Source organism: Paracoccus aerius (assembly GCF_014656455.1).
GTDB lineage: Bacteria > Pseudomonadota > Alphaproteobacteria > Rhodobacterales > Rhodobacteraceae > Paracoccus > Paracoccus aerius.
This window is the reverse complement of sequence record NZ_BNCL01000004.1, coordinates 1-23219: the sequence shown is the minus strand read 5'-3', so window position 1 is coordinate 23219 and position 23219 is coordinate 1. Positions and strand designations below refer to the sequence as shown.

The window sequence follows — 23219 nt, the reverse complement described above, 5'->3', positions numbered from 1 at the left end:
GCCGAAGCCATGATCACGCGGACCGCCATCTTCGCCCGTCCCCGACGTTGACGCCAAGTCACCGTCCGATCCCGCCTGCCTTCACAATCCGTCCTGCCAATCGGGGAGTCCCCAATGATTTCGCACGTCCTGCCGACCTATAACCGCGCGCCCATCGCCTTTGAAAAGGGCGAAGGGGCCTGGGCCATCGCCACGGACGGCAGCCGATATCTTGACCTTGGATCAGGGATCGCGGTGAACGTGCTGGGCCACGCGAATCCGGATCTGGTGGCCGCGCTGACCGAACAGGCAGGCAGGATCTGGCATGTCTCGAACCTGTACCAGATCCCCCAGCAGGAACGGCTGGCCGACCTGCTGGTCGAACATACCTTCGCCGACACCGCCTTCATCACCAATTCCGGAACCGAGGCCGCCGAACTGGCGATCAAGATGGTCCGCAAGTACTGGCACGACCAAGGCCAGGACCGGATCGAGATCCTGACCTTCGAGGGCGCCTTCCACGGACGGTCCACCGGCGCCATCGCTGCCTCGGGGGCCGAGAAGATGGTCAAGGGCTTCGGCCCGCTGATGCCCGGCTTCCGCACGCTGCCCTGGGGCGATCTGGACGCGCTGAAGGCCACCATCAGCGACAGGACGGCGGCGGTGATGCTGGAGCCCGTGCAAGGCGAAGGCGGCATCCGCCCGCTGCCGGACGCCGACCTGCGTGAGATCCGGGCGCTGTGTGACCAGCACGGTGCGCTGCTGGTTCTGGACGAGGTGCAATGCGGCATGGGTCGCACCGGCCGCCTGTTCGCCCACGAATATGCAGGGATCGCGCCCGACATCATGATGGTCGCCAAGGGCATCGGCGGCGGCTTCCCGCTGGGTGCCGTCCTTGCCACCGAAAAGGCCGCCGCAGGCATGGTTGCGGGCACCCATGGCTCGACCTACGGCGGCAACCCCTTGGCCTGCGCCGTAGGCGCGCGGGTGATGGAGATTGTCGCGACCGACGCCTTCCTGGCCGAAGTGAACCGCAAGGCCGCCCTGTTCCGCCAGAAGCTGGAAGGCCTTGTCGCCGCCCACCCGAACGTTTTCGAAGCCGTGCGTGGCCAGGGCCTGATGCTGGGCCTGAAATGCAAGGTCGCGCCCACGGATGTGGTCAAGGCGGGATACGCCCAGCACCTGCTGACCGTGCCCGCCGCCGACAACACCCTGCGCCTGCTGCCGCCCCTGAACATCACCGATGACGAGATCGCCGAGGCTGTGTCCCGGCTCGACCGCGCGGCAGCGAGCCTTGCGTAACCACACCTCCAGAGACGGCACCGGCGGCGGGGACCATCCCTGCCGCCTGCTGACGCGTCGACGATAACCGCTTCTTCGTTGCTCAAATATCCCGGGGGAACGCGCGGCACGCGCGTGGGGGCAGCGCCCCCTCTTGACCCGGTCACGCCAAGCGGGCTTCCTTGCCCAAATCGCGAAAGCCACAAAGATGAAGCATTTTCTGGACATCCACACCACCGACAAGGCCGACCTGCGGTCGATCATCGACCAGGCCCTCGCCATGAAGACCGCCCGCAACAACCGCCCCAAGGGAACGCCCGACGACGAACAGCCGCTGGCCGGCCGCATGGTCGCGCTGATCTTCGAAAAACCCTCGACCCGCACGCGCGTCAGCTTCGACGTGGGCGTGCGCCAGATGGGCGGGCAGACGATGGTCCTGTCGGGCAGCGAAATGCAACTGGGTCATGGCGAGACCATCGCCGACACGGCCCGCGTGCTGTCGCGCTATGTGGATCTCATCATGATCCGCACCTTCGAGGAAGCGACCCTTCTGGAAATGGCCGAACATGCCACCGTCCCGGTCATCAACGGCCTGACCAACCGCACCCATCCCTGCCAGATCATGGCCGACGTGATGACCTTCGAGGAACATCGCGGTCCCATTGCGGGCCGCAAGGTGGTCTGGGTCGGCGACGGCAACAATGTCTGCGCCAGCGTGATCCATGGCGCGGGCCAGTTCGGCTATGACTTCACCTTCAGCGGCCCCCCGCCGCTCGACCCCGAACGCGATGCCCTGGAATTCGCCCGCGCCCAGGGCGTCCGGGCCGAGATCGTGCGCGACCCCGCCCAGGCGGTCGAGGGCGCGGACCTGGTCATGGCCGATACCTGGGTGTCGATGCACGACCCGCAATCGGCCAAGGAACGCCGCCACAACCAGTTGCGTGGCTATCAGGTGAACGAGGCGCTGATGGCGCGTGCCAAGCCCGACAGCCTGTTCATGCATTGCCTGCCCGCCCACCGCGAGGACGAGGTGACAAGCGCGGTGATGGACGGCCCTCATTCCGTCATCTGGGACGAGGCCGAGAACCGGCTCCATGCCCAGAAGGCCGTGATGCGGTGGTGCCTGGGCGTCTAGGCCAATGGCCCCAACGCCCGCCCCCCGGCGGGCGTTTCGCCTTTCCAGCCGGTTTTGAAAAACCTTCACACGGCTGACGCATCACTGTCGCACCGCACCCCTAATCGCTCCCCGACAGGCCATCAACGGCCCCAACGACCAGCCAGGAGAGCGCGATGCGTGACCAGCAGACCCGCAACATCTTTCGCACCAGCAAGCTGGAAGAGGCCGACGGCCCCGGCCTTAATCCCACTGCCAACCGCACCATGGGCGAGATCATCGCGGCCCGCTTCTCGCGCCGGGGTTTCCTGAAGGGCTCGATGGCGGTGACGGCGATCTCGGCCACGGTCAGCCCGATCGCGCTGCTGTCGGCGACCGATGCGCAGGCGCAGACCTCTGCCTCGGCCTTCGACTTCCCGGAAGTCAGCGCAGGCGTGGACGCCGACCACCACGTCGCCCAAGGCTATGACGCGGACGTGCTGCTGCGGTGGGGCGACAAGGTCTTCGCCGACGCGCCGGACTTCGATCCCCTGAACCAGTCCGAGGCCGCGCAGGAACGCCAGTTCGGTTATAACAACGACTTCGTGGGCTTCATCCCGCTGGACGGCGCCGATGATCGCGGCCTGCTGGTCGTGAACCACGAATACACCAACGAACACCTGATGTTCCCCGGCATCGTCACCATCAAGGACGGCGAGATCGAGGTGTCCGAGGCCGACGAGGCCCGCGTCAACATCGAGATGGCGGCCCATGGTGGCACGATCATCGAGATCCGCAAGGTTGACGGCAAGTGGCAGCCGGTGCTGGACGGGGCGCTGAACCGCCGCATCACCGCCAAGACCCCGATGGAACTGACCGGCCCGGCGGCGGGCCATGTGCGCCTGCAGACCGTGGCCGACCCGACGGGGCGCCAGGTCCTGGGCACGATCAACAACTGCGCGGGCGGCGTGACCCCCTGGGGCACCTACATCATGGCCGAGGAGAACATCCACGGCTATTTCACCGGCACGCTTCCCGAAGGCCATGCCGAGGCCGCGAATTACGACCGTCTGGGCATCCCGGAATCGACCTATGCCTGGGGCAATTTCCACAACCGCTTCGATGTCTCGAAAGACCCCAACGAGGCAAACCGCTTTGGCTGGATCGTCGAGGTGGACGTGATGGACCCGGCCTCGACGCCCAAGAAACGCACGGCGCTCGGCCGCTTCAAGCACGAAGGCGCGGAAAGCGTCGTGGCCAAGGACGGCCGCGTCGTCTTCTACCTGGGCGACGATGAACGCTTCGATTACGTCTACAAGTTCGTGACCGCGGGCACCTACAACCCCGACGACCGCGCCGCCAACATGGACCTGCTGGACGAGGGCACGCTGTATGTCGCGCGCTTCCACGACGATGGCCGGGTCGAATGGCTGCCGCTGGTGCATGGCGAAGGCCCGCTGACGGCCGAGAACGGTTTTGCCAGCCAGGCCGACGTGCTGATCGAGACCCGCCGCGCCGCCGACCTGCTGGAAGCGACGCCGATGGACCGCCCCGAGGACATCCAGCCGAACCCCGTCACGGGCCGTGCCTATGTCATGCTGACCAACAACACCCGGCGCGAGGAAGCCAACGCCGCCAACCCGCGCGTGGACAACGCCTTCGGCCACATCATCGAGATCATCGAACAGGACGGCGACTTCACCGCGACGGAAGGCACCTGGGAGATCCTGGTGAAATGCGGCGATCCCAGCATTGCCGAAGTGGGCGCCACCTTCTCGACCGAGACCACCGCGAATGGCTGGTTCGGGATGCCGGACAACGCGGCCATCGACACGGACGGGCGGCTGTGGGTGTCGACCGACGGCAACTCGATGTCCGACACGGGCCGGACGGACGGGCTGTGGGCGGTGGACACCGAGGGCACTGCCCGCGGCACCTCGCGCCTGTTCTATCGCGTCCCGGTCGGTGGAGAGCTTTGCGGTCCCTGCATCACCGCCGACATGACCACCTTCTTCGTGGCCGTCCAGCATCCTGCCGATGGCGGCGATGATTGGGAAGGTCACGGCCGCCCGTCCTATTATGAGGACCTGTCGACCCGCTGGCCTGATTTCGACGATGCTATGCCGGTGCGCCCGTCGGTCGTGGCCATCACCAAGCAGGGTGGCGGCCGGATCGGGTGATCCCGAAGGGTGCGTGCTTGAACGCACCACGGTCCTTGCGCAGTCGGTGCGTGCAAGCACGCACCCTACGCCCCAGAAAGAAAAAGGCCGCGCTATCTGCGCGGCCTTTGGATTTCGGATGAGCAATCTCAGCCGATGGCTGCCGCCCGAACCTCGTCGTCGATGGCACCCAGGTACTGCGCGAAGTTGTCGCTGAACATCTGCACCAGCTTGGCCGCCTGCTTGTCATAGGCAGCCGGGTCGGCCCAAGTCTGGCGCGGATCCAGCAGCTTGTCCTCGACGCCCGGCACCGACACGGGAACCTCGAAGCCGAAGTTCGGATCCTTGCGGAACTGCACGTCGTTCAGGCTGCCGTCCAGCGCGGCCGCCAGCAGGGCGCGGGTCGCCGCGATGGGCATCCGCTTGCCTGTGCCGAAGGCACCGCCCGTCCAGCCGGTATTGACCAGCCAGCAGCTTGCGCCGTGCTGGGCGATCTTGTCCTGCAAGAGCTTGCCATAAACCTCGGGACGGCGGGGCATGAAGGGCGCGCCAAAGCAGGTCGAGAAGGTCGGCACCGGCTCGACCACGCCGACCTCGGTTCCCGGCGTCTTGGACGTGAAGCCCGACAGGAAGTGATACATGGCCTGCGCAGGCGTCAGCCGCGCGATGGGCGGCAGCACGCCATAAGCGTCGCAGGTCAGCATGATCACGTTTTTCGGATGTCCGCCCAGGCTGGTGGGGGACGCGTTGCCGATGGCCTCCAGCGGATAGGCGCAGCGCATGTTGTCGGTGATCGAGTTGTCTTCGAAATCCAGCTCCAGCGTGTCGGCGTCGAAGACCATGTTCTCGATCACCGTGCCGAAGCGAGAGCAGGTGGCATAGATCTCGGGCTCGGCCTTGGGCGACAGGTTGATGGTCTTGGCGTAGCAGCCGCCTTCGAAGTTGAAGATGCCCTTGTCCGACCAGCCATGTTCGTCATCGCCGATCAGCACGCGCGAGGGATCGGCCGAGAGCGTGGTCTTGCCGGTGCCCGACAGGCCGAAGAAGACGGCGCTGTCGTCGGGATTGCCGATGGCGTGGTTGGCCGAACAATGCATCGGCATGATGCCCTTTTCCGGCAGCAGATAGTTCAGCAGCGTGAACACCGATTTCTTGTTCTCGCCCGCATAGGCGGTGTTGCCGATCAGGATCAGCTTCTTGGCGAAGTTCAGCGCGATCACCGTTTCGCTGCGGCAGCCGTGGCGTTCGGGATCGGCCTTGAAGCTGGGGCAGTTGATGATGGTGAATTCGGGCGCGAAGCTTGCCAGTTCGCTGGCATCGGGCCGGCGCAGCAGGTGGCGGATAAACAGCCCGTGCCAGGCCAGTTCCGTCACGACGCGCACGTCCAGGCGGTTGTCGGCATCCGCGCCGCCGAACAGATCCTGCACGAAATAGTCGCGGCCCTTCATATGGGCCAGCATGTCGGCGTGCAGGCGATCAAAGGCCTCCGGCGACATGGGCTTGTTGTTTTCCCACCAGATCGTGTCTTCGACCTCGAGCGTGCGGACCACGAACTTGTCCTTGGGCGACCGCCCCGTATGTGCGCCGGTGGAAACCAGGAACGTCCCGCCCAGGCCCAGCTTGCCTTCGCCGCGGGCAACCGCCTCGGTCATCAGCGCCGGCTCGAGGAGGTTGTAGTAAACCCGGCCGAGGCCCTCGATTCCCTGATCCTCAAGTTTGCAATTGGGGTTTACGCGGGTGGCCATGGTATCGACGCTCCTTGGTCATTGGCTTGCGACACGATCGTGACGCAGTATGAAGGGGCTATAACACGCTAAAAGAGGCGAAAAAGAAGTTGGCGCGAACAGTTAGCGTAAACAGGTAATGTTATCGCCAACATGATGACTGGGCCATGAAGGGCAACCGGATGTTAGCGAAATCCGCGGATGATCGGATCAAGGAGGTGATTCGAAATGCAGCTTCACGCCACCACGATCGCGTTCGGAAAAGCCGGGTTGATGATCCTGGGTCCGTCGGGGGCGGGGAAGTCCAGCCTCGCGCTGCAGTTGATGGCAGTGGGGGCGGATCTTGTCGCGGATGACCGCACAGAGTTGCGGCGCGACGGCGACCGCATCATCGCCAGTTGCCCGCCCCCGCTTCTGGCCCGGATCGAGGCGCGCGGCATCGGCATCCTTGGCGCCAAGCCCGCCGGTCCCGCCCGGGTCGTTCAGGTGGTCGACCTGGGGGCGGGGGCTGATGAACGCCTGCCACAGTCGCGAAGCTATGATGTTCTGGGCGTGGCCTTGCCCCTTGTCACAGGACCTTATCGCCCGCATCTTTATGCTGCGCTGCGGCAGCTTCTGATCGGTGGCCGCGTCGCATGACGGATGATCCGCATCCCATTCAGGCAGGAAAGATGGTCGCCTTGGCCGACGATCCCACCCCAACCAACCTTGACGCCGCCCCTTCCGAAGGGGCGCAGCGGCTGGTCCTGGTCACCGGGCCATCCGGCGCGGGGCGGTCCACCGCGATCAACGTGCTGGAGGATCTGGGGTTCGAGGCGATCGACAACCTGCCCCTGTCGCTGATCCCGCGCCTGCTGGACGGCCCGGCCCGGCCGCAGCCCTTGGCGCTTGGCCTTGACGTGCGCAATCGCGACTTTTCCGCTAGCAACGTGATCGAGCTGATCGATAAGCTGACCCGGGATCCGCGCTACGCCCCCGAGGTTCTGTTCCTCGACTGCGCCCCCGAGGTGCTGGAGCGCCGGTTCAACGAAACCCGGCGCCGCCACCCCTTGTCGCCGGATGCTGCCCCCGCAGCGGGCGTGATGGCCGAGATCGACCTGCTGCAGCCCATCCGGGTGCGGGCCGACGTGCTGGTGGACACGTCGGAACTGTCGCCCCACGACCTGAAGGCAGAACTGACGCGGTGGTTCGACATCCGACCCGACGGCAGGCTCAGCGTGTCGCTGCATTCCTTCAGTTACAAGCGCGGCGTGCCGCGGGGCATCGACATGATGTTCGACTGCCGCTTCCTGGCGAACCCGCACTGGGAAGCCTCGCTGCGCCCTTTGACGGGCCGGGACCAGGCGGTGCAGGACTATGTCGCGGACGATCCGCGCTTTGCAGAGTTCCTGGATCGCGTCTCCGAGATGATCCTGTTTCTGCTTCCCGCCCATCTCGAGGAAGGAAAATCCCATCTCGCGGTCGGTTTTGGATGCACTGGCGGACAACATCGTTCCGTCACTTTGGCTGAAAAGGTGGCCGCCACGCTTGCGAAGGCGGGCTGGCCGGTGTCAATAAGGCACAGGGAACTTGAACGTCGCATTCCGGCGCCGTCTTCCCTGGGGGATGCCGAAAGCATCTTCCAGGAGACGGGCCGGCTGCGCGCTGTTGAACGTGGTGGAACGCGTTGATTGGAATCGTGATCGTGGCGCATGGCGGCTTGGCCAGGGAATACCTGCTGGCCGTTGAACATGTGGTGGGTCCGCAAAGCGGCATTGCAGCCGTCGCGATCGAGGACGATCACGACCGGGCTGCCAAGACGGCTGAAATCCAGGCTGCCGCCAATTCGGTGGACAACGGCGATGGCGTCGTGGTCGTGACGGATCTGTTCGGTGGCTCGCCCTCGAACCTGTCCTTGCCGGCCTGCGCCATGCGCGACCGGACCATCCTTTACGGCGCCAACCTGCCGATGCTGGTCAAGCTGGCGAAATCGAGGCACCTCCCCGTGCCGGACGCCGTGGCCTTCGCCAAGGAGGCCGGGCGCAAATACATCAACTCGTATAACGTCCCGGTCGAGGCGGCCTTCGATACGGGCTCTCGCTTCGGATGACGGAGCAGATCACGCGCCACCTGGCGATCATCAACGAAAAGGGCCTTCATGCCCGGGCCAGCGCCAAGTTCGTCGATCTGGTCGAGCGCTTTGACGCACAGGCGCAGGTGGAAAAGGACGGCATGTCCGTGTCGGGGGACTCGATCATGGGGTTGCTGATGCTGACCGCGCCGCGGGGCAGCCGCATCACCGTGACCACATCCGGCCCGGAAGCCGCCGCCCTGGCCGATGCGCTTGAAGCCCTTGTGTCGGATTACTTCGGCGAAGGCATGTAGGTGCCCGACCGCAAGACTTATCACCACGGTAATCTGCGCCAGGCCCTGGTCGAGGCGACTGCCGTGCTGATCCAGGAAACCGGCCCCCTGGCCTTCACCCTGTCCGAGGCCGCGCGCCGGGCAGGCGTATCCCCCGCCGCCCCCTATCGCCACTTCAAGGGGCGCGACGACTTGCTGGAAGAAGTGGCGCGGCAAGGATTCGTCGATTTCGGTGAGCGGCTGGAGCGCGCCTTCGACAACGGCACGCCCCGCCCACTGACCGCCTTCATGCGCATGGGCCAAGCCTATCTGGATTTTGCGGTCGAGCGGCCGGGCTATTACATGGCGATGTTCGAATCCGGCCTATCGATCGCGGGCAACGCCGATCTGCTGGCCGCATCGGAAGGGGCGCAGCGGGTGCTGATCGACGCGGCCGAGATCATGGCCAAGCGCCTGCCCCCCGAACGGCGTCCGCCCGCGCGGATGGTCGCAAACCATATCTGGGCGCTCAGCCATGGCGTGGTGGAACTGTTCCTGCGCGGCAAGCCCGGCGGGCGCAGCCCTGTCGGCCCGTCCGAGATGCTGGAAAGCGGCGCGATCATCTATCTGCGCGGGCTTGGCCTGATCGGCGAATAATTTCCCCTGGACCGCTTGACGCGGACTTCGCGCCGCCCATCTATGTAAATGTGATTAACATTAACATGGGAGGTTCCCTCAGAATGCAGACCGCGTCCTATCGAATGCCCGCCTATCCGATGCCCTCTCGCGTGGCGGGACCGCTGACCCGCGCCCGCGACTGGCTGGATGCACGCGGCCGCCCTGCCTGGATCATCGCGATGGTGCTGGGCTTTGTCTTCTTCTGGCCGCTGGGCCTGGCCCTTCTTGGCTATATGATCTGGAGCAAACGCATGTTCAGCTGCAAGAACCGCGCCTCGGACGTCCGCTATTACGCACCCAGCACCGGCAACAGCGCCTTCGACGCCTATCGCGAGGAAACGCTGAAGCGGCTGGAGGATGAGCACCGCGAATTCGTGGACTTCCTGCAAAAGCTGCGCGAGGCGAAGGACAAGGCCGAGTTCGACCAGTTCATGCAGAACCGCGGCGACAAGCCCGAGGCTTCCCAGAGCGCATGACGAAGAAGGGCCGGGATGACCGGCCCTTTCCTTATTGCCCGCGCGGGAACCGCTGGCTTTCCTCCAGCACGTTCAGGTCCATGTGGTTGCGCATGTAGCGTTCCGAGGCAAGCTGCAGCGGCTGGTGGTCCCAGGGGTAATAGGCCCCGTTGCGCAGCGCTTCATAGACGATCCAGCGGCGTGCCTGCGATTGCCGAACCTCGGCATCATAGGCGTCCAGATCCCATCGCTGCATCGCCAAAGCGCGAAGATGGGCCAGAGGCCCTGAATGACCGGGATCACCCGCGACGTTGATCCGTTCCTGCGGGTCGGTTTCCAGGTCGAACAGCAGCTCGGGGTCGGTGTTGCAGGCGATGTATTTCCACCGTCCGTCGCGGATCGCGACCATGGGCGACAGGCTGCCCTCGGCCGCGTACTCCATTGGCACCGGACCACGCGCTGCGCCCTGCACCAGCGACCGCCCGTCGGTCCATGGCGCGATCTCGTCCATCGGCAGCCCTGCCAGGTCGCAGAGCGTCGGCAGCACGTCGATGGTGCTGACCGGCTGGTCGACCCGCCCCGGCGCCATGCCGGGGGCCGCGATCATCAGCGGCACGCGGCTTGAGCCTTCGAAGAAGTTCATCTTGAACCACATGCCCCGTTCGCCCAGCATTTCGCCGTGATCGGACAAAAACAGGACGATCGCGTCCTGGCGGGTGCGGTCCAGCACGTCCAGGATCTCGCCGATCTTCTCGTCTACATAGGTGATGTTGGCGAAATATCCCTGCCTGGCACGCCGGACATGGTCGGGCGTGATCTCGAGCGCGCGCCAGTCGCAGGCGTCCATCAGACGCTGCGAATGCGGGTCCATGTCGTCATAGGGGATGGCTGAGGGCGGCTCCAGTTCCGGGACGCCATCGTAAAGGTCCCAGTATTTTCGCCGCGCCACGAAGGGGTCGTGCGGATGGGTAAAGCTGACCGTCAGGCACCAGGGCCGGTCGTCCTTGCCCCGCGACAGGTCGTAAAGCTTGCGGCAGGCGTGATAGGCGACCTCGTCGTCATATTCGTACTGGTTGGTGATCTCGGCCACGCCTGCGCCGGTGACGGAACCCAGGTTGTGATACCACCAGTCGATCCGCTCGCCCGGTTTGCGGTAATCCGGGGTCCAGCCGAAATCGGCGGGATAGATGTCAGTGGTCAGCCGTTCCTCGAACCCGTGCAACTGGTCGGGGCCGACGAAATGCATCTTGCCCGACAGGCTGGTCTGGTATCCCCCCCGGCGCAGGTGGTGGGCATAGGTGGGGATATCGGACGCGAATTCCGCCGCATTGTCATAAACCCGAGTCCGGCGCGGCAATTGTCCCGACATGAAGCTGGCCCGTGCCGGCGCGCACAGCGGGCTGCCGGTATAGGTGTTGGCAAAGCGCGTCGACCGTTCGGCCAAACGACGCAGGTTCGGCGTGTGCAGGAAAGGGGCCGGGCCGTCGGGGAAAAGAACCCCCGACAGCTGGTCCACCATCAGGATCAGGATATTCGGCTTCAAGATCTTACCCGGCGATAGCTGCCTTGACGGCATCCGCACCCGGCTGGCCATCCAGCGTGGTCACGCCGTCCAGCCACTTGTCCGCCGCCGTGGGATTTTCGGCCAGCCATTCGCGGGCGGCTTCCTTGGCGTCCATGCCGTCATCCAGGATCTTGCCCATCAGGACGTTTTCCATCGGCACGTCGAAGACCAGCTGGCTGAACAGCTTGGCCGCATTCGGGCAGGCTTCGACCCATTCCGTGCGCGCCAGCGTATGAACCGTCGCGCCGCCGTAATTCGGGCCGAACTGCGCATCGCCTCCGGACAGATAGGTGATCTCGATCGCCTCGTTCATGGGATGGGGCGCCCATGCCAGGAATACGACCGGCGTATCGCCGCTGCGGGTAACCTGGGCCAGCATCGCCTGTTCTCCGGATTCGACCAGTTCCCAATCGCCCAAGCCGAAGTCGTCGTTTTCGATCATCGCCTGGATCGACTGGTTCGCGGGCGCCCCCGGCTCGATCCCATAGATCTTGCCGCCGAAAGCGTCCTTCTGCGCGTCCAGATCGGCGAAATCGGCCACGCCCGCATCCGCGCCCGCCTTGTTCACGGCCAGCGTGAATTTCGCGCCTTCCAGGTTCTGCACCAGTTCCTGGATCGTGCCGGCCGCATCCAGGTCGTCGCGGAACTTCTGCTGCGCGGGCATCCAGTTGCCTAGGAACACGTCGGTCTGGCCGTTCTTGAGCGCTTCGTATCCGACGGGCACCGACAGGGTGGCGATATCGGGCGTATAGCCAAGCGCCTCGAGCAGGAGGGCAGCGACGCCGTTCGTCGCGGTGATGTCGGTCCAACCCGGATCGGAATAGCGCACCGTGCCGCAGGTGCCTGCATCATCCGCAAAGGCGGGCAGCGTGGTGGCCAGCATCAGCGCGGCCGTCATGGTCAGGGCCTTCATGGTTTACCTCCTGTGGTTCTTGGCTGTGGTTCTTGGTTATCCGTTCAATCAAGAACGGATTCCGGCCGCCGTCGCGCCTGAATGCGACATGGGTCGCGCGTCAGCGTGTCGGAACCGGCGTCTCTCCGCGATAGTCATAAAAGCCGCGCCCGGTCTTGCGGCCCAGCCAGCCTGCCTCGACATACTTGGTCAGCAGGGGGCAGGGACGGTACTTGGTGTCGGCCAATCCGTCGTGGAGGACGTTCATGATCGCCAGGCAGGTGTCCAGCCCGATGAAGTCGGCAAGCTCCAGCGGTCCCATCGGGTGGTTCGCGCCCAGCTTCATGGATTCGTCGATCGACTTCACGTTGCCCACGCCTTCGTACAGCGTGTAGACCGCCTCGTTGATCATCGGCATCAGGATGCGGTTGACGATGAAGGCCGGGAAATCCTCGGCGCTCGCCGCGGTCTTGCCCAGCTTTTCCACCACCTCGTGCAGGGTGTCATAGGTCGGCTGGTCGGTGGCGATGCCCCGGATCAGCTCGACCAGTTGCATGACCGGGACCGGGTTCATGAAGTGGAAGCCCATGAACTTTTCGGGCCGGTCCGTGCGCGAGGCCAGCCGGGTGATCGAGATCGAGGAGGTGTTCGATGTCAGGATCGTCGAAGGCTTCAGATGCGGGACCAGATCCTCGAAGATTGCCTGCTTGACGGTCTCGCGCTCGGTCGCGGCCTCGATCACCAGGTCGCACTGGCCCAGATCAGCCAGCCGCAGGGTGGTGCCGATCCGGCCGATGGCGGCCTTCTTGGCCTCGGCGCTGATCTTGTCGCGGCTGACCTGGCGTTCAAGGTTGCGGTCGATCAGCGCAAGAGCCTTGTCCAGGGCTTCCTGGCCGATATCGGTCATCAGGACATCGAATCCGGCAAGCGCAAAGACATGGGCGATCCCGTTGCCCATTTGACCCGCCCCGATGATCCCAACCGATTGAACCGTCATTGCCGCCTCGCATTTTGTGTTGGCGGGACGATAGGGCGGGGGCGGCGGTGCTGCAACGCAAAACCGCCCCGGGCGGGGGCGGTTGGACGCCGGGGGATCTGGCGTCCCCCGGACCCCCTGCGGGGGCTTTCGTCAACGAAGAAGCCTTACAGCTTCTCGGTCAGTTCCGGCACGGTCGTGAACAGATCCCCCACCAGGCCATAGTCGGCGATCTGGAAGATGGGGGCTTCCTCGTCCTTGTTGATGGCGACGATGACCTTGCTGTCCTTCATGCCCGCCAGATGCTGGATGGCGCCCGAGATGCCGACGGCCACGTAGAGTTCCGGGGCGACGACCTTGCCGGTCTGGCCGACCTGCCAATCGTTCGGCGCATAGCCAGAGTCGACGGCCGCGCGCGATGCACCCACCGCGGCGCCCAGCTTGTCGGCCAGGGCTTCGATAATGGCGAAGCTGTCCTTGGAACCCACGCCACGCCCGCCCGAGACGACACGGCCCGCCGAAGTCAGTTCGGGACGGTCCGATGCCGCAACCTCGTCGCCGATCCACGAGGACAGCGCCGGGTCATCGGCCAGGGTCGCATCGCTGACGGGGGCATTGCCGCCCGAACCCGCCGCGTCGAAGCTGGCAGTGCGGATGGTCATGACCTTCTTTGTGTCGCGCGACCGGACGGTCTGGATGGCGTTGCCGGCATAAACCGGGCGCTCGAACGTGTCTGCATCCACGACCTTGGACACTTCGGGGATCACCATCACGTCCAGAAGCGCGGCCACGCGCGGCATGACGTTCTTGGCATCGGTTGTGGCAGGTGCCGCGATGTGGTCATAGTCGGAGGCCAAGTTCGCCAGCAGCGCCGCGGTCGGTTCGGCAAGGCGGTGGCCATAGCGGGCATCCTCGGCCACCAGCACGCGGGCCACGCCAGCGATGGTCGCGGCCTCGGCAGCGGCGTCGCGCGCGCTTGCGCCGGCACAAAGCACCGTCACGTCGCCCAGCGAGGCGACCGCGTTCACGGCCTTGGCGGTGGCATCACGGTTCAGCACGCCACTTGTCACTTCGCCCAGAAGAAGAACAGCCATCAGATCACCCCCGCTTCTTTCAGCTTGCCCACCAGTTCATCGACGGAACCGACCTTGATGCCGGCGCTGCGGCCTTCGGGTTCGCGCGTCGAGACCACCTCGAGGCGCGGCGTCACGTCAACGCCGTAATCGGCCGCGGATTTTTCCTCGAGCGGCTTTTTCTTGGCCTTCATGATGTTGGGAAGGCTGGCATAGCGCGGCTCGTTCAGGCGCAGGTCGGCGGTCACGATCGCGGGCAGCGCCACGCTGATCGTCTGCAGGCCGCCGTCCACCTCGCGCGTGACCGTGGCCGCATCGCCCTCGATCTCGACCTTGCTGGCGAAGGTGGCCTGGCCCCAGCCCAGAAGCGCCGCCAGCATCTGCCCGGTCGCGTTCATGTCGTTGTCGATCGCCTGCTTGCCCGCGATCACCAGGCGGGGCTGTTCGGCATCGACCACGGCCTTGAGGATCTTGGCCACTGCCAGGGGTTCGATGTCCTGGTGCACGTCATCGGCTGCCACGACCAGGATCGCCCGGTCCGCGCCCATCGCAAGCGCCGTGCGCAGCGTCTCGCCCGCCTGCTTGACGCCGATCGAGACAACCACGACCTCCTCGGCCGCGCCCTTTTCCTTCAGCCGGATGGCTTCCTCGACCGCGATCTCGTCGAAGGGGTTCATCGACATCTTCACATTGGCCAGGTCGACGCCCGACCCGTCGGCCTTCACCCGGGCCTTCACGTTGTAGTCAATCACCCGCTTCACGGGCACAAGGATCTTCATGGGTTGCGCTCCCCCTTGGGCATGATTGTCGGGGGCAGTGTTACCGGCGGATCGCCGCGATGCACAACACAAAAGCGTCCCCCGACGCAGCGTTTGCGCCAGCATCCGGCGCGGCGGGTCAAGCCTAGCGGCTGGCCCCCGGCACCCACAGGATGTCGTCCGCCCCGCCATTGTTGGCAATGCGGGCCGCGACGAACAGCCAGTCCGACAGGCGGTTCAGATAGCGCACGGCCGCAGCATTCACGTCGCCGCCGGTGGCAAGATCGGTCGCGCGGCGTTCGGCCCGGCGGGCCACCGTGCGCGACAGGTGCAGATGCGCGGACAGGACCGATCCCCCCGGCAGGATGAAGCTGCGCAGCGGGTTCAGGTGGGCGTTCATCGCGTCGATCTCGGCCTCAAGGCGGGTCACCTGGGCGTCGATGATCCGCAGGACCGGATACCCGGCCTGGTCGTCCGCAGCCATGTTCGGCCGCGCCAGATCCGCGCCCAGGTCGAACAGGTCGTTCTGGATCACGCCGATGCGTCCGGCCAAGTCTCCGGTCGCGTGAAGGCGGCAAAGGCCCAGCGTCGCGTTCAGTTCGTCCACCGTGCCATAGGCCTCGACGCGCGGGTCGTGCTTGGCGACGCGCGTGCCGTCCGACAGGGCGGTGTCGCCCTTGTCGCCGGTGCGGGTATAGATGCGGTTCAGGACGACCATCAGCGGCCGCCCAGCCAGACGAACAGCATGATCAGCGCCACTGCCACCGCCTGGGCGATCAGACGCCACCGCATCATCCGGTTGCCGTTCTTGCGGTTGAATTCGCCGCCCTTGGCGAAGCCGCCGATGCCCGTGGCCAGGATCGCCAGCACCGCCAGCATCGCCGCCACGATCACGTAGAAGAGGGGGTCGTCAGTCATGTCCACCGCCTTTCATTGGCCCGGACCCTAGCCGTGGCGCGCGAACCAGTCCAGAGCGCGCGTCGGCAGAACCCGCCGGGCCGTGCCCGAAATCCAGGTCGGCGTCGTGACGTAATAGCGGGGCCGGGGGCGGGACGATGTCAGGGCATGGACGATCCGGTCGCTGACGGCGGATGGATGGAGTTCGAAGCGGTCCTTCTTCGCGGCAGGTTCGTAAAGCCGCTTCAGCAGGCTGGCGCGGTATTCGTCGGCGCGGGCGCTGTTCCGCCAGTCCACCCAGCGTTCGAAATGCGGGATGGCATTCGCACGGATGCGGCTGGCGATGGGGCCGGGCTCGACCAGGATGACCTTAATGGGCGTGCCCACCATTTCCAGGCGCAGCACGTCGGTCAGGCCCTCCATCGCGAACTTGGTCGCGACATAGGGGCCGCGCCAGCGGATGCCGATCAGCCCCAGGACCGAGCTGATGTTGACGATCCGCCCGCCGTTCTGGCGGAAATGCGGGATCAGCCGGACGGTCAGGTCATGGGTGCCGAACAGGTTCGTCTCGAAGATCGCGCGGAGCGCGCCGCGGGGCATGTCCTCGACCGCGCCGGGCAGGGCAAAGGCCGCATTGTTGACAAGCGCGTCCAGCGGACCGCCCGCCAGCACCTGGTCGACCAGTCGCGCGACGCTGTTCTCGTCGGCCAGTTCGAGGTGGTGGCACTCGATCCCTTCGGCGCGGCGGGCGGCGATGTCTTCCGGCTTGCGGCAGGTGGCGACGACCTGCCAGCCCAGCGACTGCATCCGCCGCGCGGCATCCAGCCCGATGCCGGACGAGCAGCCGGTGATCAGGACGCGTCGGCTCATGGGGCCGTCTGGGACAGGAACCGGCCGGCGACATAGCCGACACGGCCATCGGCGTCGCGGATATTGACCCATTCCGCATCGGTCGGTCCCAGTGGCTGCACCGCCGTTCCCCGCACCAGAGAGGATACGACCCGGTCGCCTGTCGAAGGCCCGGCCCGCATGTTGACCCGGTCGCCAGTCACGTAAAGCACCGGCCCGTCCGGAAGCGCCGTCGCCACGGGGGTTTCGCCCGCATATTCGGGCGAGGGGCGCAGGGCGGGGCCTGGGAAGCGCTGCACCTGCTGGGGGGTCTGGCTTTCGGCCTCGACCACGACGGGGGTGATCTCGGCGGGCGCGACGGGTTCGGGGACCGGGCCTAGCGGGGCCATGCGTTCGTCCGGCGCGGGCTGGCGGTCGGCGCGCAGGTTTCCGTCACCCAAGGCGGACAGGATCACGAACAGCGCGGCCAAGGTCGCCAGAATCAGCGCGCCCAGTCTGATCATCGGTGCCCCCCTGCGACCCTTCGGATCTTGTTAACCTATGATGCAGCGCAACGCCAACCGCGCAAAGGCGTTCCGCGATTCCCGCTGGACCGCGCGGCTGCCGCGTCCTATCTGATGCGGCATGTCCAGCCTGCCCCCCGAACCCCCCGTCGACCCCGAAGACAACACCCAGTCCGAACCCCTCAGCCGTGCCATCGGCGAGCGGTATCTGACCTATGCCTTGTCCACCATCATGCACCGGGCGCTGCCCGATGCGCGCGACGGGCTGAAGCCGGTGCACCGCCGCATCCTTTACGCGATGCGCGAATTGCGGCTGGCGTCCAGCGGGGCGTTCCGCAAGTCGGCCAAGATCACCGGCGACGTGATGGGCAACTATCACCCGCATGGGGATGCCGCGATCTATGACGCGATGGCGCGGCTGGCCCAGGATTTCGCCATGCGCTATCCGCTGGTGAACGGGCAGGGCAACTTCGGCAATATCGACGGCGACAACCCCGCCGCCGCCCGCTATACCGAGGCGCGGCTGGCTGCGACATCGGAAAGCCTGATGGACGGGCTGGCCGAGAATGCGGTCGATTTCCGTCCGAACTACGACGGCACCCTGACCGAACCGGTGGTGCTGCCCGCGGCCTTCCCGAACCTGCTGGCCAATGGCGCATCGGGCATCGCCGTCGGCATGGCCACGAACATCCCGCCCCACAACCTGCACGAGGTGGTGGACGCCTGCCTGCATCTGATCAAGACGCCGGACGCCCGCGACGACACGCTGGCGGGCATCCTGCAAGGGCCAGATTTCCCGACGGGCGGCGTCATCGTGGAAAACCGCGACACCATTTCGGAAATCTATCGCACCGGCCGCGGCGCCTTCCGGGTCCGCGCCCGCTGGGCGGTCGAGGATCTGGGCCGCGGCCAATGGCAGGTCGTCGTGACCGAGATCCCCTACCAGGTCCAGAAGTCCAAGCTGATCGAGCGGCTTGCCGAACTGATCCAGACCCGCAAGATCCCGATCCTGGCCGACGTGCGCGACGAATCCGCCGAGGACATCCGCATCGTGTTGGAGCCCAAGGCCCGCACGGTCGATCCCGAACAGCTGATGGGCGCGCTGTTCCGCGTGAGCGACCTGGAAATCCGCTTCAACATGAACATGAACGTGCTGATCGACGGCCGCGTGCCCAAGGTCTGCTCGCTCAAGGAGGTGCTGCGTGCGTTCCTGGACCATCGCCGCGACGTTCTGGTGCGGCGCGCGACCTTCCGGCTGGACAAGATCGCCTCACGGCTCGAGGTGCTGGAAGGCTATCTGGTCGCCTATCTGAACCTGGACCGCGTGATCGAGATCATCCGCAACGAGGACGATCCCAAGGCCGTGATGATTGCCGAATTCGCCCTGACCGAGGTGCAGGTCGAGGCAATCCTGAACATGCGCCTGCGCGCCTTGCGCAAGCTGGAAGAAATCGAGCTGCGCGCCGAACGCGATGCCCTGCAAGAGGAACGGCAGGGCCTTCAGGCCATGCTGGCCGACGAGGGCGTGCAATGGGCGCGGATCGCGGCCGAGTTGAAGGAGGTGCGCAACCTGTTCGGCAAGTCCAAGCCCCAGGGTCAGCGCCGCACCCAGATCGCCGAGGCTCACGAGATCGCGCCCCTGGACATGGAGTCCATGATCGAGCGCGAGCCACTGACGGTGATCCTGTCCAGGATGGGCTGGATCCGCGCCATGAAGGGCCACCAGCCGCTGGACGCCGAGGTCAAGTTCAAGGACGGCGACGGCCCCGGTTTCGCCATCCATGCCGAGACGACCGACAAGCTGATGATCTTCGCCTCGAACGGTCGCTTCTATACGCTGCCCGCCAACAGCCTGCCCGGCGGCCGCGGGATGGGAGAGCCGCTGCGCCTGATGATCGACCTGCCCAACGAGGCCGAGGTGATCGCCATGTTCCCCTGGCGCGAGGACCAGCGATACCTGGTCGCATCGAGGTCGGGGGACGGGTTCGTCGTCGGGGCGGGCGACATCCTGGCGCAGACCAAGACCGGCAAGCAGGTCCTGAACGGCGACGCCTTGTTGTGCCGCCCGGTCAGCGGCGATCATGTCGCCGTGGTCGGCACGAACCGCAAGATGCTGGTCTTCCCGCTGTCCGACCTGCCCGAAATGTCGCGCGGCAAGGGCGTCAAGCTGCAGAAATACCGCAGCGGCGGCGGGCTGGTGGCCGATGACACGCTGTCGGACGCGGCCTTCATCGCCTTGGCGGACGGGCTTCGCTGGCAGGAAAGCGGCGGTCGCACCCGCACCGAGCCTGACCTGACCGCCTGGCTGGGCAAGCGCGCAAGCGCCGGAAGCATGGCTCCGCGTGGTTTCCCGCGGGACAACAAGTTCAACTGACGAAGGGCTGCCGCCCTTCGACGCAATTTTTTTCCCGGGGGCTTCGCCCCGTCCTTCGCATGCGAAGGGCTCCCCAGGATATTTGGAACCAGAATGATGGGGCGGCCCCCTGCTGCGCCGGCATGATGCGGCCCGGCAGGGGGCTTTCACTCTGGACGGTCATCGGCGTCCCCGCCTGTACCGTGATCCGGTTATGCCCCGGAAATTCTTTCGTTCTGGTTAAAATATCCCTGCCGGAGGCAAGAATTTTTTCTTAAAGGCCGCTGCCGCCGACCGACCCGAAGTATTCGCCGGTGATGTAGCTTGCCTCGTCCGAGGCCAGCAGGACATAGATCGGCGCTATCTCGACGGGCTGGCCGGGGCGGCAGAGGGGCTGGTTTTTGCCGTGCTCTGCCGCCTTCTGGGTGGGTTGCCCACCCGAGACCTGCAGGGCGGTCCAATAAGGGCCGGGGCAGACGGCGTTCACGCGGATGCCGCGCGGTGCAAGCTGCTTGGCCAGGGACTGCGCGAAGGCGACATTGGCGGCCTTGCTCTGGGCATAGTCGAACAGAATATCCGACGGAGAGAAGGCCTGCACCGACGAGGTGATGATGATCGAGGCCCCCGGCTCCAGGTGCGGCAGGGCCGCGCGGGTGACCCAGAAGGGCGCATAGACATTCGTCTTCATCGTCGCGTCGAAAGCTTCGGTGGTCAGATCCTCCAGCTTTTCGCAGAACTGCTGGTGGCCGGCGTTGTTGACCAGGATGTCCAGCCCGCCAAGACCCTCGACCGCCTGACCGACCAGGGACTTACAGAAATCCTCGTCCCTCAGATCACCGGGAATGGAAATGGCCTTGCGCCCCTCGGCCTTTATGAGGGCCAGGACCTTGTCGGCGTCCTCCTGTTCCTGCGGCAGGTAGTTGATCGCGACATCGGCCCCTTCGCGGGCGAAGGCAATGGCCGCGGCGGCGCCGATGCCGCTGTCGCCGCCGGTGATCAGGGCGCGCTTGCCCGACAAGCGGCCGCTGCCGCGATAGCTGGTCTCGCCATGGTCGGGCAGGGGATCCATCCGGCTGGCAAGGCCGGGAAAGGCCTGTTCCTGCTTGGGGAAGTCGGGTTTGGCAAGGCTGGGATCGGCGATCGCGCCGCTGCGGAAGGGCTGGTCGGTGGACATGGGGTTCCTTTCGGTTGCCCTGTCCAACCAGCCCCGGCGGCAAGGGTTCCCCCTTAGCGGCGGCGCACCAGCTTCCAGCCCGTGATCATCGGCCGGACCAGATCCTCGCGCTTCCACAGGCGATAGAACAGGATCACGGCCCAGTGCAGCAGGACCAGGATCAGGATCAGGTCGGCGCCCCGGTGATGCCACCGCAGTGCCATGCGCGAGGTGTCGGAACTGACCTGCGAAGCCAGGGGGCCGACATTGATGTAATCGTCGGGATCGGCGAAAAGCCCGGTCGTCACCTGCAGGATCAGCACCGCCAGCATCGCCACCACCGCCAAAGCGCCGACGGGGCTGTGGCCGGGCCAACGGCTGGGACGGCGGCGCATCATCTCGGGGACATAGGCGGCCACGGCGCGCGGTCCGCGCAGGAAGCGGCTGAACCGGGCCGAGGGGGGGCCGACAAAGCCCCAGACCAGCCGGAAGGCCAGCAGCGCGATCACCGCGTAGCCCAGCCAGAAATGCAGCGTCATGTCGGCGGGGCCGAGCTTGCCCAAAAGCCAGTTGGCGATCACAAGGATCGCCAGCGACCAGTGGAAGATGCGCAGCGCCGGGTCCCAGACCCTTTCGCGCCGCGCCGCGCCGTCCTGCATCAGTCTGCCTGGCGATAGTCGTCGTGGCAGGCCTTGCAGGCGCCGCCCAGCTTTTGCAGCACGGGGCCGATGCTTTCCTGCCCGCCGGCCACGGCCTCGGGGCTGCCTGCCGCCGCTTCGGTCAGGGCGGCGAACTTGGCGCCGAAGTCGTCGGGGTTTTCCCAGATCGCGGGCAGCGCGTCGGAATCGTCCATGTCCGCCGAGGACGTTCCCTCGACGAACAGCGCCGGCCCGTCATATTGGGTCAGCGCCACGATGTTGGCGGCGGCGCGGCTGGCCCCGGCCTCGTCATAGGCGATCTCGCCCTTGGCCATGCCGGCCAGCTGGCCCATGTTGATCCCCAGCATGGTCATGTAGCCGTGCCGGGCCTCGACGGCGTCCTCGGCTGCCTCCTCGGCGGATTGCGCAAGGGCAAGGGCTGGAAGGGACAGGGCGGCGGCAAGGGCAAGGGCTTTGATTGCAGGCATCGGCTGGCTCCTGAAAAGGCACTGGCTTGGGTGAAAAGGCTTCAGGAAAAGACTGGCAGAATCAATCCGCTGGATCAATCGGGCCATTGGGCGATCACGCATTTGCGAAAACGGCCCCCGCGGGGGCCATTTTGGCGGATCAGTTGTAAAGCTTGGTCGCACCGACCTCGGCATGGATCTCGTTGACCGTGGGGCGGTCGAGGTTCATCGCGCGGGCCAGCCGGTCCAGATAGCGGGCCTCGTCCTCGTGATCCAGGTCGATGGCCAGAAGCGACATCAGGTAGACCTGGGATTCAAGCCCCTTGGGCACCTCGCGGGCCAGGGCCTCGGGGTCCACGGGGGCGGCCATCTGTTCGCGGATGAACGCGCGCTCTTCCTCGTCCAGTTCGTCGCCCAGCTTGCCCAGAAGGCGCTGCTTTTCCTCCTCGTCGATGGTTCCGTCGGATTTGGCGGCCTGGATCATCGCGCGCAGCATCAGGCCCGCGACCGCGTTCTGTTCGGGGGTCGGGGCGACCTCGGGCTCGCCTTTGTTGATGACGGCGTCGTTGAACAATTCGCCGAAGCTGGCGTCGTTGGTGGGCTGGGAATCCTTGCGCGCCAGGCTGCCTGCGACACCGCCCGCGGCAGCGCCCCCCAAAAGCCCGCCCAGCAGGTCGCCCAAGCCCCCGCCGGCGCCGGCGCTGCGGGTCTTGCTTCCGCCGCCAAGCTGGTTCAGCAGGTCGCCCAGGCCGCCCGAACCGCCGGCACTGCCGCCGGTGCGGGCCTTGTTGGTCAGGTTGTCCAGAATGCCGCCAAGCCCGCCCTGCGCGCCGCGCGACTGAGGCCCGCCATAGCGCGACCCGCTGCCCGGCCGGCCGCCGCCCAGCACCTGGCCCAGCATGTCACCCAGGTTGCCGCCCTGGCCGGGCCCGGTGTTGTTGCCGAAAAGATCGCCCAGAAGCCCGCCCTGGCCGCTGCGGCGTTGCGGGATCTGTCCGCCGGGGCGGCCCTGCTGGCGCTGCTGCATGGCGGTGCCAAGGCCCTTGGCAAGAATGACTCCGGCCGCGACACGGCCCAGGGTTTTCATCAGGCTCATCGAATACATCCTCCACTGCGGGGTGGGTGAAGACACAAGGGCCACCCCGGTCGCCCTCGAACAGAACTGTGCCCGGAATGGTTCCTTCACACAACGGACAGGGCGGTCCCGGCAGCCCAGGCCCAGCACGCGCGGGCGCCCTTGATTTTTCCCAAGCCGGCTTATACATCGCGGCGCACGTCAATTCGGGGCCGTCTTCGCCATGCCCCGCGATCAGGAGGCCATCATGGCAAAGGCAAAGTTTGAACGGACGAAACCGCACGTCAACATTGGCACGATTGGTCACGTTGACCACGGCAAGACGACGCT

The 23219-nt window shown here is 65.9% G+C and carries 25 protein-coding genes; 11 read left to right on the top strand and 14 right to left on the bottom strand.

What is annotated here, in order from left to right:
• The first annotated feature begins 114 nt into the window (after positions 1 to 114).
• From IE224_RS06065 to IE224_RS06055, 3 genes are all read left to right on the top strand, one after another.
• On the top strand, positions 115 to 1281 hold the full coding sequence (locus IE224_RS06065; protein ID WP_191308780.1) for an aspartate aminotransferase family protein: 1167 nt from the start codon (positions 115 to 117) through the stop codon (positions 1279 to 1281).
• A gap of 187 nt (positions 1282 to 1468) precedes the next feature.
• On the top strand, positions 1469 to 2395 hold the full coding sequence (gene argF / locus IE224_RS06060) for an ornithine carbamoyltransferase (RefSeq protein ID WP_191308778.1): 927 nt from the start codon (positions 1469 to 1471) through the stop codon (positions 2393 to 2395).
• Positions 2396 to 2550: 155 nt separating this feature from the next.
• Positions 2551 to 4533 carry a PhoX family protein gene (locus tag IE224_RS06055; RefSeq protein WP_191308777.1) on the top strand — a complete coding sequence of 661 codons (1983 nt, stop codon included), beginning with the start codon at positions 2551 to 2553 and terminating at the stop codon, positions 4531 to 4533.
• Between the two features lie 128 nt (positions 4534 to 4661).
• On the opposite strand, the gene IE224_RS06050 is transcribed toward IE224_RS06055, so the two are convergent.
• Positions 4662 to 6257 (bottom strand): phosphoenolpyruvate carboxykinase, encoded by a 1596-nt coding sequence (locus IE224_RS06050; RefSeq protein ID WP_191308775.1) that lies wholly within the window; start codon positions 6255 to 6257, stop codon positions 4662 to 4664.
• 207 nt (positions 6258 to 6464) lie between these two features.
• Here IE224_RS06050 and IE224_RS06045 point away from each other — a divergent pair, with 207 nt between their 5' ends.
• The 6 genes from IE224_RS06045 (at position 6465) to IE224_RS06020 (ending at position 9712) form a co-directional block, all read left to right on the top strand.
• On the top strand, positions 6465 to 6875 hold the full coding sequence (locus IE224_RS06045; RefSeq protein ID WP_191308773.1) for an HPr kinase/phosphorylase: 411 nt from the start codon (positions 6465 to 6467) through the stop codon (positions 6873 to 6875).
• Between the two features lie 32 nt (positions 6876 to 6907).
• Positions 6908 to 7906 carry an RNase adapter RapZ gene (gene rapZ / locus IE224_RS06040; protein WP_191309166.1) on the top strand — a complete coding sequence of 333 codons (999 nt, stop codon included), beginning with the start codon at positions 6908 to 6910 and terminating at the stop codon, positions 7904 to 7906.
• Entirely contained in the window at positions 7903 to 8325 is a 423-nt protein-coding gene (locus IE224_RS06035) for a PTS sugar transporter subunit IIA (protein ID WP_167622802.1), read from the top strand. Before rapZ ends, IE224_RS06035 begins: the two co-directional genes overlap by 4 nt.
• A complete protein-coding gene (locus IE224_RS06030; RefSeq protein ID WP_191308772.1) occupies positions 8322 to 8600 on the top strand; it encodes an HPr family phosphocarrier protein in 279 nt (92 codons plus the stop codon). The genes IE224_RS06035 and IE224_RS06030 overlap by 4 nt, the downstream gene beginning before the upstream one ends.
• Positions 8601 to 9215: a TetR/AcrR family transcriptional regulator gene (locus tag IE224_RS06025; protein ID WP_191308770.1), complete on the top strand. Its 615-nt coding sequence runs from the start codon at positions 8601 to 8603 to the stop codon at positions 9213 to 9215.
• A gap of 83 nt (positions 9216 to 9298) precedes the next feature.
• A complete protein-coding gene (locus tag IE224_RS06020) occupies positions 9299 to 9712 on the top strand; it encodes a DUF2852 domain-containing protein (protein WP_373305516.1) in 414 nt (137 codons plus the stop codon).
• A gap of 31 nt (positions 9713 to 9743) precedes the next feature.
• On the opposite strand, the gene betC is transcribed toward IE224_RS06020, so the two are convergent.
• The 9 genes from betC to IE224_RS05975 form a co-directional block, all read right to left on the bottom strand.
• On the bottom strand, positions 9744 to 11237 hold the full coding sequence (gene betC / locus IE224_RS06015; RefSeq protein WP_191309161.1) for a choline-sulfatase: 1494 nt from the start codon (positions 11235 to 11237) through the stop codon (positions 9744 to 9746).
• A gap of 1 nt (position 11238) precedes the next feature.
• Positions 11239 to 12168, bottom strand: a complete 930-nt coding sequence (gene choX / locus IE224_RS06010; protein ID WP_167622795.1) for a choline ABC transporter substrate-binding protein — start codon at positions 12166 to 12168, stop codon at positions 11239 to 11241.
• 100 nt (positions 12169 to 12268) lie between these two features.
• Positions 12269 to 13144 carry a 3-hydroxybutyryl-CoA dehydrogenase gene (locus IE224_RS06005; protein ID WP_167622793.1) on the bottom strand — a complete coding sequence of 292 codons (876 nt, stop codon included), beginning with the start codon at positions 13142 to 13144 and terminating at the stop codon, positions 12269 to 12271.
• Positions 13145 to 13290: 146 nt separating this feature from the next.
• Positions 13291 to 14217, bottom strand: coding sequence for an electron transfer flavoprotein subunit alpha/FixB family protein (locus IE224_RS06000; RefSeq protein WP_167622792.1), 927 nt, complete (start codon positions 14215 to 14217; stop codon positions 13291 to 13293).
• A complete protein-coding gene (locus IE224_RS05995) occupies positions 14217 to 14975 on the bottom strand; it encodes an electron transfer flavoprotein subunit beta/FixA family protein (RefSeq protein WP_191308768.1) in 759 nt (252 codons plus the stop codon). Before IE224_RS05995 ends, IE224_RS06000 begins: the two co-directional genes overlap by 1 nt.
• 124 nt (positions 14976 to 15099) lie before the next feature.
• The gene (locus tag IE224_RS05990) at positions 15100 to 15672 is read right to left on the bottom strand and encodes a cob(I)yrinic acid a,c-diamide adenosyltransferase (RefSeq protein ID WP_167622789.1); all 573 of its coding nucleotides are present in this window, start codon (positions 15670 to 15672) and stop codon (positions 15100 to 15102) included.
• The gene (locus IE224_RS05985; protein ID WP_167622787.1) at positions 15672 to 15872 is read right to left on the bottom strand and encodes a twin transmembrane helix small protein; all 201 of its coding nucleotides are present in this window, start codon (positions 15870 to 15872) and stop codon (positions 15672 to 15674) included. The genes IE224_RS05990 and IE224_RS05985 overlap by 1 nt, the downstream gene beginning before the upstream one ends.
• 27 nt (positions 15873 to 15899) lie before the next feature.
• The gene (locus IE224_RS05980; protein ID WP_191308767.1) at positions 15900 to 16721 is read right to left on the bottom strand and encodes an SDR family NAD(P)-dependent oxidoreductase; all 822 of its coding nucleotides are present in this window, start codon (positions 16719 to 16721) and stop codon (positions 15900 to 15902) included.
• Entirely contained in the window at positions 16718 to 17203 is a 486-nt protein-coding gene (locus tag IE224_RS05975) for an SH3 domain-containing protein (RefSeq protein WP_191308765.1), read from the bottom strand. The genes IE224_RS05980 and IE224_RS05975 overlap by 4 nt, the downstream gene beginning before the upstream one ends.
• Positions 17204 to 17324: 121 nt before the next feature.
• Between IE224_RS05975 and parC the strand changes: the two genes are divergently transcribed.
• The gene (gene parC / locus IE224_RS05970) at positions 17325 to 19577 is read left to right on the top strand and encodes a DNA topoisomerase IV subunit A (protein WP_191308763.1); all 2253 of its coding nucleotides are present in this window, start codon (positions 17325 to 17327) and stop codon (positions 19575 to 19577) included.
• A 253-nt stretch (positions 19578 to 19830) separates the two neighbouring features.
• On the opposite strand, the gene IE224_RS05965 is transcribed toward parC, so the two are convergent.
• From IE224_RS05965 to IE224_RS05950, 4 genes are all read right to left on the bottom strand, one after another.
• Entirely contained in the window at positions 19831 to 20730 is a 900-nt protein-coding gene (locus IE224_RS05965) for an SDR family oxidoreductase (protein WP_191308762.1), read from the bottom strand.
• 53 nt (positions 20731 to 20783) lie between these two features.
• On the bottom strand, positions 20784 to 21368 hold the full coding sequence (locus IE224_RS05960; protein WP_191308760.1) for a cytochrome b/b6 domain-containing protein: 585 nt from the start codon (positions 21366 to 21368) through the stop codon (positions 20784 to 20786).
• Positions 21368 to 21835 (bottom strand): c-type cytochrome, encoded by a 468-nt coding sequence (locus IE224_RS05955; RefSeq protein ID WP_167622776.1) that lies wholly within the window; start codon positions 21833 to 21835, stop codon positions 21368 to 21370. The genes IE224_RS05960 and IE224_RS05955 overlap by 1 nt, the downstream gene beginning before the upstream one ends.
• Before the next feature lie 139 nt (positions 21836 to 21974).
• Positions 21975 to 22910 carry a DUF533 domain-containing protein gene (locus tag IE224_RS05950; RefSeq protein WP_191308758.1) on the bottom strand — a complete coding sequence of 312 codons (936 nt, stop codon included), beginning with the start codon at positions 22908 to 22910 and terminating at the stop codon, positions 21975 to 21977.
• A gap of 226 nt (positions 22911 to 23136) precedes the next feature.
• Between IE224_RS05950 and IE224_RS05945 the strand changes: the two genes are divergently transcribed.
• Positions 23137 to 23219 (top strand): GTP-binding protein (locus IE224_RS05945; protein ID WP_229849287.1); only part of this gene is annotated, 83 nt, incomplete at its 3' end.